This is a genomic window from Cellulomonas septica, from assembly GCF_012396155.1.
Lineage (GTDB): Bacteria > Actinomycetota > Actinomycetes > Actinomycetales > Cellulomonadaceae > Cellulomonas > Cellulomonas septica.
This window is the reverse complement of sequence record NZ_JAAXOY010000415.1, coordinates 1-3,176: the sequence shown is the minus strand read 5'-3', so window position 1 is coordinate 3,176 and position 3,176 is coordinate 1. Positions and strand designations below refer to the sequence as shown.

At 73.6% G+C, this 3,176-nt stretch carries 3 protein-coding genes; 1 reads left to right on the top strand and 2 read right to left on the bottom strand.

The annotated features are described in order from the left end of the window. Positions 1-63 precede the first annotated feature (63 nt). On the bottom strand, positions 64-1,074 hold the full coding sequence (gene rsmH, locus HGA02_RS14185) for a 16S rRNA (cytosine(1402)-N(4))-methyltransferase RsmH (protein WP_168679603.1): 1,011 nt from the start codon (positions 1,072-1,074) through the stop codon (positions 64-66). A 212-nt stretch (positions 1,075-1,286) separates the two neighbouring features. After that, on the bottom strand, positions 1,287-1,763 hold the full coding sequence (gene mraZ, locus HGA02_RS14180) for a division/cell wall cluster transcriptional repressor MraZ (protein ID WP_124342229.1): 477 nt from the start codon (positions 1,761-1,763) through the stop codon (positions 1,287-1,289). A 359-nt stretch (positions 1,764-2,122) separates the two neighbouring features. Here mraZ and HGA02_RS14175 point away from each other — a divergent pair, with 359 nt between their 5' ends. Further along, positions 2,123-3,136: an AAA family ATPase gene (locus tag HGA02_RS14175; RefSeq protein ID WP_168679601.1), complete on the top strand. Its 1,014-nt coding sequence runs from the start codon at positions 2,123-2,125 to the stop codon at positions 3,134-3,136. Positions 3,137-3,176 lie beyond the last annotated feature (40 nt).

The window sequence follows — 3,176 nt, the reverse complement described above, 5'->3', positions numbered from 1 at the left end:
CGGGCTGCGGCCGTGCCGCGGGGTACGCCCGAGCGGCGCTGACCCGCGCCGTCGCCTCTGCGCTCATGCTGCCCTCCTGCCAGGGGTGCCACCACGGAGGTGGTCGGGGGTCGGTCGGGTCCGCTCGGCGGCGCGCAGGCGCACGGACTGCGAGCGGGGGTTCGCGGCGAGCTCGGCCTCGTCGGCCTCCTCCGCACCGCGCGTGACGAGCCGCAGGTACGGCGCGTGGGTCTCGGGCTCGACCGGGAGGTCGGGCGGGGCGCTCGACGTGGCGCCCGCGGCGAACGTCCGCTTGACCAGCCGGTCCTCGAGCGAGTGGTACGCCTCGACGACGATCCGGCCGCCGACGGCGAGGGCCTCGACCGACGCCGGCAGCGCCCGCTCGAGGACCTCGAGCTCGCCGTTGACCTCGATGCGCAGCGCCTGGAACGTGCGCTTGGCCGGGTGACCGCCCGTCTTGCGCGTCGCCGCCGGGATGGCCGCGCGGACCAGGTCGACGAGCTCGCCGGTGCGGGCCAGGGGCGCCTTCTCGCGCGCCCGGACGATCGAGCGGGCGATGCGCGGCGCGAACCGCTCCTCGCCGTACTCGCGCAGGACGCGCGCGATCTCGCGCTCCTCGTACGTGTTGACGACGTCCGCCGCGGTGAGGCCGCGCGTGGCGTCCATGCGCATGTCGAGCGGTGCGTCGTGCGCGTAGGAGAAGCCGCGCTCACGCTCGTCGAGCTGCAGGGAGGAGACGCCGAGGTCCATGAGGACGCCCTGCACGTGCGCGAGGCCGAGGTCGTCGAGCACGTCCCCGATCTCGTCGTAGACCGCGTGCACCGCCGTGAACCGCTCGCCGAACGGCGCGAGCCGGCGGCCCGCGAGGTCGAGCGCCTGCGGGTCGCGGTCGATGCCGACGACGCGGACGTGCGGGAACGCGCGCAGCACGCCCTCGGTGTGCCCGCCCATGCCGAGCGTCGAGTCGACCATCACGGCACCCTCCGCGGCGAGCGCGGGCGCGAGCAGGTCGAGGCAGCGCTGGAGCAGGACCGGCGTGTGCCGGGTGGCGGCGTCGTCGCGTCGCTCGTCCATCGCTGCCTCCTTCCGGTGCGCCGGCTGCGGGTACGGGTGTCCCCGGTCCTGGGGGTGTGGGGGTGGTGGTCGGACGGTCCCTCCGCCGTCCGGCCAGATCCCCCACCGACCCTCTGGCACCGGGGAAGTGCGCCAGAGCGGACGGGGGGAGGTCTCGACGGGCGGAGCGAGGGTTCGTGGGACGGGCGAGGGCGGGGCGTGGGCCGTGCTGCTCAGAACGGCCCGTTCGGGAAGACCTCCTCCGCCGTGTCGGCGTAGCCGGCCTCCTGCTCGGCGAGGTACGTCTCCCACGCCTGCAGGTCCCAGATCTCGACGCGGGTGCCCGCGCCGATGACGGCGACGTCCCGGTCCAGCCCGGCGTACTTGCGCAGCACCGGCGGGATCGAGATGCGGCCCTGCTTGTCGGGCAGCTCGTCGCTCGCTCCCGACAGGAAGACGCGCAGGTAGTCGCGCGCCTGCTTGCTGGTCACGGGCGCCTGCCGCAGCTGGTCGTGCATGCGACGGAACTCGTCCATCGGCAGCAGGAAGAGGCAGCGCTCCTGCCCGCGCGTCATGACGAGCCCCGGGGCGAGCTGGCCGCGGAACTTGGCCGGGAGGATGAGCCGGCCCTTGTCGTCCAGGCGCGGTGTGTACGTCCCGAGGAACGGCGCGAAGGACCCGAAGAGGCCGGTCGACGAGTCATGCGTCACCACGCCTCCCTCCCGGTCCCTGTCGCGGGTTCTCCCCGCCTCACCACGTGCCTCCACGGTACTCCACTTCCCTCCACCCGCCACTGGAAAGGCACGTGAATTCACCCGTCGGGAACGGTGAAGGTGCAGGTCAGAGGCAGTGGAGGGAAGTGGAGCGGAATTGGGGGTTCACCCGTCCGGGGCGTGTCGCGCCAGCGACGGGAACCGCGCTCATCGGGCGGAACTTCGCGATTCGGCGCACACCCCCGGCAGGACGTGGTGAGGTTTCGCCCGCCGGTGGAGGGAAGTGGGGGAAGGACTCCCGGTCGGCGCGGGCCTGATTCCTTTAGGCTCGTCACAGTTCCGCCAAGGGAGGCGTCATGCTGCAGGCCGTGCCGTCGTCGAGCGAGCTCGACGACGTCGTCGACACCACCGGCCGGATGCGTGCCGGCATCGAGTCCGTCGTCACCGGGCGTCCGGACCTCGTCCGCACCACGCTCGCCGTGCTGCTCGCGGAGGGGCACATCCTCCTCGAGGACGTCCCCGGCGTCGGCAAGACGACGCTCGCCAAGGCGGTCGCGCGCACGATCGACTGCCCGGTCGGCCGCATCCAGTTCACGCCCGACCTGCTGCCGAGCGACCTCACCGGCGTCAACATCTTCCGCACGCAGACGCACGAGTTCGAGTTCCGGCCCGGGCCCGTCTTCGCGCACGTGGTCATCGGCGACGAGATCAACCGCGCCTCGCCCAAGACGCAGTCGGCGCTCCTCGAGTGCATGCAGGAGGCGCAGGCCACCGTCGACGGCCGCACCTACCCGCTCCCCCGGCCGTTCCTCGTCGTCGCGACGCAGAACCCCGTCGAGATGGAGGGGACCTACCCGCTGCCCGAGGCGCAGCGCGACCGCTTCATGGCACGGCTCACCGTCGGCTACCCGAGCGTCGAGTCCGAGCTCGACATGCTCGACCTGCAGGAGACGTCCGACCCGCTCGACCAGCTGCGCCCCGTGACCGACGCCGAGGCGGTCGCCCGGCTCATCGGCACGACGCGCCGGCTCTTCGCCGCACCGGCCGTCAAGCGGTACGTCGTCGACCTCGTCACCGCGACGCGCCAGGACCACGGGCTGCGGCTCGGTGCGTCCCCCCGCGCCGCGATCCAGCTGCTGCGCGCCGCCAAGTCCGTCGCCGCGATGGACGGGCGCGACCACGTCCTGCCCGACGACGTCCAGCGGCTCGCCGAGCCCGTGCTCGCGCACCGCCTCCTGCCCAGCACCGAGTCCCGGCTCTCCGGGCGCAGCACGAGCGACATCGTCGCCGACATCGTGGAGCGCACGCCGCTCCCCGTGCCCGCGTCGCTGACCGCGACCGCCTCGCGCGCCCGACGCGCCATCGGCTGATGGGCCTGCGGCCCACCCGTCGAGGCTGGGCGCTCGGGCT